Origin of the sequence: Pseudomonas sp. MD195_PC81_125 (assembly GCF_014060985.1) — a bacterium.
In the GTDB taxonomy this organism is placed as follows: domain Bacteria; phylum Pseudomonadota; class Gammaproteobacteria; order Pseudomonadales; family Pseudomonadaceae; genus Aquipseudomonas; species Aquipseudomonas parakoreensis.
Map to the genome: position 1 here is coordinate 1 of NZ_JABULD010000367.1, position 3742 is coordinate 3742.

The window sequence follows — 3742 nt, forward strand, 5'->3', positions numbered from 1 at the left end:
CGTTGAATGATCAGGTGTCTGACAGAACGTTCTTCGCGAGCAGGCTCGCTCCCACCAGGAATCGCGCTGGCCCTGTGGGAGCGAGCTTGCTCGCGAAGCTTTTAAGCTCTTGGCTTCACAGTGCCGCAATCCTGACCCAACCACACCGCACGGGTTTCCAGACTGCCCTTCTGGTTGATTCCGATCGCATTGAACGTGCCGTTGGCCACGGTGGTGAACTCACGATCACTGAGGAACGTCGCGACACCCGTGCCTTGCGCTTTCGGGCAGCTGAAGCGGAATTTCCACTGGTTGCCGGTGCGCTCGGTGATCTGCTGCTTGCAGCCCGACTGCGGATCGGCCAGCGGAATATCGTTGGTCGCGACCTGCTGCGGCGTCAGGCAGGCACGAATGCCCTTGCCGCCGATGTTGATCCCGTTCTTCTCGAGCGCCGCCCGCTGTTGCGGGGTCATCTGGCCTTGCAACTGGCCGAGGATCGATTGCACATCCATGGGCTGGTCATCGACCTTGACGTTGCTCGAGGTCATTTCCCACAGCCCCGGCTGCAGCATTTGCGCCTGCGCAACCACCGGCATTGCCAAACCCAGGCCCAGCGCCAAACCCAGCAGACGAACGTTCATCGAAAAAACTCCTGATCAGTAGTGGCCGTTAGACGTCGGCCGATTGCTTCGGTTCATGCACCAATTAATTAGCGACATTCGCCTCGGAACATGGTCTGTTACGCATTGAGTCTTCAGGAGCAAGGCTGCCCCATGGATTATTTTGGACCGCACATTTTCGGCTATCTGATCGCCCTCATACATAGCCTCGGCTTGATCGCCGCGATCCACGCGGTGCTGACCGTTCGCACCGCCCAAGGCTCGATCGCCTGGGCATTGTCGCTGATTTTCATTCCCTACCTGACACTCATCCCTTATCTGGTTTTCGGCCGCAGCACCTTCGACGGCTATATCAAGGCACGGCGCCAGGCCAACGAAAAGATGCGCCAGGCGATCTCCGAGTTGAACTGGCGACCGTGGGTCGAAGAAGCCCTCACCGCCCGCGCCTCAAATGCCTATGCCTCGCTACGGGCCATGCCCAAACTGGGGCGGATGCCATGCCTGGCGAATAACGAAGTGCAACTGCTGGTGAATGGCCACGCGACCTTCGAGGCGATTTTCCAGGCCATCGATCAAGCGCGCGAAGCCGTACTGATTCAGTTTTTCATCATCCATGACGACCGCCTCGGGCAACGCCTGCGCGATCTGTTGCTGAAGAAAGCTGCCGAAGGCGTGGCGATTCATCTGCTCTACGACCGCATCGGCAGCCACGCCCTGCCCCACAGTTATGTACAGGCGTTGCGCGATGGCGGTGTCGAGGTCAAAGCCTTCGCCACACGTAGCGGCTGGCTCAATCGCTTCCAGGTGAATTTCCGCAACCACCGCAAAATCGTCGTGGTCGATGGCGTGCTCGGCTTTGTTGGCGGGCACAACGTTGGCGATGAATACATGGGCGAGAAGCCGCCGTTGGCGCCATGGCGCGATACCCATGTGCAAGTGCGCGGGCCGGTGGTGGCCTGCATGCAGGAGTCATTTGCCGAGGATTGGTTCTGGGCTGCGCGCACATTGCCGCCGCTGATCCTGCCGGATGTTTACCCGGACGACGGCGTGCTCTGTCAGTTGCTGGCCAGCGGACCGGCCGACGCCTACGAAACCTGTTCGCTGTTCTTCGTCGAAGCGATCCATGCCGCAACCGAGCGGGTGTGGATCACCAGCCCGTACTTCATTCCCGATGAAGCCGTCTTCGCCGCGTTGCGCCTGGCAGTGCTGCGCGGCGTCGACGTGCGCCTGCTGCTGCCATCGCGCCCCGATCACCGCATCGTCTACGCCGCGTCCAGCCTGTACGCATTCGAAGCGGTGCGCGCCGGCGTGCGGGTGTTCCGCTACGAACCGGGGTTCCTGCATCAGAAAGTGGTGTTGATCGACAGCGAAATCAGCGCCATCGGCAGCGCCAATCTGGACAACCGTTCGTTCCGGCTGAATTTCGAAGTGATGCTACTGACCGTCGACAGCGAATTCGCCGCCCACGTGGAACGTATGCTCAACGATGATTTCGAGCAGGCTTACGAGGTTGCCAAAGAGGAAAGCCGGGAGATCCACCGCCTGCAACAGCTCGGCATGCGGATCGCCCGGCTTATTTCACCGATTCTCTAGAAGCCCATCACCCTCTCCAAGGGAGAGGGCAGGGTTCAGGCATCAAGGGTTGTAGATGTCGTCACGGGTCCAGGGCAGTTCATGGCTGCCGTCCGGATGAGCCTTGACTGCCAGAATCTGATGCAGATTGATCCAGCCCCGGGCAAACGCGTAGGCACACCCGGCCAGATACAGGCGCCAGATGCGCAGCGCCTGATCCGGCACCAGTTTCCCGGCGGCCTCGAGGTTATCCTCCAGCCGCTCGCTCCAGTGATCCAGCGTGCGCGCGTAATGCAGGCGCAGGCTTTCGACATCGACGATTTCCAGCCCGGCTTCGCTGATCTCGGCCGAGATCATCGCCAGGTGTGGCAACTCGCCGTTGGGGAACACGTATTTCTCGATGAAGTCGCCGGCACCGCGTCCCACCGGGCGACCGTCGGTGTGCTTGGCGGTGATGCCATGGTTCATCACCAGACCGCCCTCCTTCACCGCGCCAAACAGGACTTTGCAGTATTCGGCGAGGTTGGCGTGGCCGACGTGCTCGAACATACCGACACTGACCACCTTGTCGAAACGCCCGTCCTGCGGCAGGTCGCGGTAGTCGAGCAGTTGCAGTTCGACCTGGTCTTCCAGGCCTTCGGCCTTGACGCGCTCACGGGCCAGTTCCAGCTGTTCCTTGCTCAGGGTGATGCCGAACACTTTGGCGCCGAATTCACGCGCGGCGTAACGCGCCAGACCACCCCAGCCGCAACCCACATCCAGCAGGTAATCGCCCGGCTGCAAACGCAGCTTGCGACACAGATGACGGAATTTGGCTTGCTGCGCCTGCTCCAGGGTTTCGCTGCCCGTTTCGAAATATGCGCAGGAATACGCCATGTCGCTGTCCAGCCACAACTGATAGAACGCGTTGGACAGGTCATAGTGATAGGAAATGGCTTTGGCGTCGGTTTCCTTGTCATGCACTGCACGCACTGGCTGAGCGCCTTCATCTTCATCGAGCAAGGCGCTGCTCAATTCGTCGCAGACCCGGATGACCTCGCTGATCGAGCCCTCCAGTTCAAGCTTGCCTTCAACAAACGCCGCCCCCAGCGCGTCGAGGCTTGGATGGGTGAACTGGGTGACCATCGTCGGGTCCTTGACCACGATGGTGACGCTGGGCGTCGGCCCCAGATTGAACTCATGGCCGTCCCAGAGACGCAAGCGAAGCGGAAGCTGCAGATTCTGTAAGGCCGGTGGAAGTTGCGCGAGCATGGAAAATCCCCCCTTGTTTCAGACGTCAGATCTGAGGGTAGACCATCCTTGAAAAATAGCAGGCTATCGATTTAATTAGCCGAGACTATCGTTTCAGACGCTCCAGCAGGCCGGAATGCAACCCGTGTTTTCGACACGGAAACCGGCAATGACGTGTGCGCCTTCTACATAGATGACTGCCTATTCGGCGCACAGTTCGCTGCAACTCATTTCAAAGACCATCCTTGAGCTTGAGCAATGGCTCCTGAAACCGCAGCAGCCGTCCGGCATTGCCCAACACCAGCAACGTACTGAGGTTGTGCAGCAGCGCGGCGATCATC

General features: G+C 59.9%; 4 protein-coding genes. 1 reads left to right on the forward strand and 3 read right to left on the reverse strand.

The features are described 5' to 3' along the window. Positions 1–101: 101 nt before the first annotated feature. Positions 102–620, reverse strand: a complete 519-nt coding sequence (locus HT737_RS15390; protein WP_027610324.1) for a DUF3617 domain-containing protein — start codon at positions 618–620, stop codon at positions 102–104. 132 nt (positions 621–752) lie between these two features. Between HT737_RS15390 and cls the strand changes: the two genes are divergently transcribed. Next, complete coding sequence (gene cls, locus HT737_RS15395) at positions 753–2192, forward strand: cardiolipin synthase (protein WP_182403138.1); 1440 nt, start codon at positions 753–755, stop codon at positions 2190–2192. A gap of 42 nt (positions 2193–2234) precedes the next feature. Here the strand turns inward: cls and cfaB are convergent, their stop codons facing one another. Then, positions 2235–3422, reverse strand: a complete 1188-nt coding sequence (gene cfaB, locus HT737_RS15400) for a C17 cyclopropane fatty acid synthase CfaB (RefSeq protein WP_047297352.1) — start codon at positions 3420–3422, stop codon at positions 2235–2237. Positions 3423–3633: 211 nt separating this feature from the next. Further along, the coding region (locus tag HT737_RS32755) for a hypothetical protein (RefSeq protein ID WP_374011176.1) at positions 3634–3742 on the reverse strand (109 nt) is incomplete at its 5' end.

Bases quoted from the DNA above. Each gene is read 5' to 3' on its own strand.
- cls (WP_182403138.1), top strand. From the start codon at position 753: ATGGATTATTTTGGACCGCACATTTTCGGCTATCTGATCGCCCTCATA.
- HT737_RS15390 (WP_027610324.1), bottom strand. From the start codon at position 620: ATGAACGTTCGTCTGCTGGGTTTGGCGCTGGGCCTGGGTTTGGCAATG.
- cfaB (WP_047297352.1), bottom strand. From the start codon at position 3,422: ATGCTCGCGCAACTTCCACCGGCCTTACAGAATCTGCAGCTTCCGCTT.